This is a genomic window from Vibrio sp. 1978, from assembly GCF_033344345.1.
The window spans coordinates 1-526 of the sequence record NZ_JAWPOP010000973.1 but is presented as its reverse complement, the minus strand read 5'-3'; the positions used below and the strand labels follow the sequence as shown (position 1 = coordinate 526).

The following is a 526-nucleotide window of genomic DNA, read 5'->3' as shown; positions in this document are numbered from 1 at the left end:
CCAGTAGGTAGCGACCAGAAGCAGCACCTAGAATTAGCGCGTGATATCGCAACGCGTTTCAACAACATTTACTCGCCAGAAAGCCCAATCTTCACGGTACCTGAGCCATACATTCCAACGGTTAACGCGCGCGTAATGAGCCTTCAAGATGCGACGAAGAAAATGTCGAAGTCTGATGATAACCGTAAGAACGTTATCACGCTGCTTGAAGAGCCGAAATCGATCATCAAGAAGATCAATAAAGCGCAGACGGATACCGAAACGCCACCAAGCATTCGCCATGATGTTGAAAACAAAGCGGGTATTGCAAACCTAATGGGTCTTTACTCTGCAGCGACAGGCATGAGCTTTGAAGAGATTGAAGCGAAATACAAAGGCGTTGAAATGTATGGCCCATTCAAGAAAGACGTGGGTGAAGCGGTTGTTGCGATGCTTGAGCCAATTCAAGAAGAATACCGTCGTATTCGTGCAGATCGTGCGTTTATGGATGAAGTGATGAAGCAAGGCGCGGAGAAAGCATCGGCTC

General features: G+C 47.5%; 1 pseudogene. It reads left to right on the top strand.

Annotated features, from left to right (window positions below):
- Positions 1-526: pseudogene (locus tag R8N49_RS30180) on the top strand (tryptophan--tRNA ligase); the annotation flags it as partial.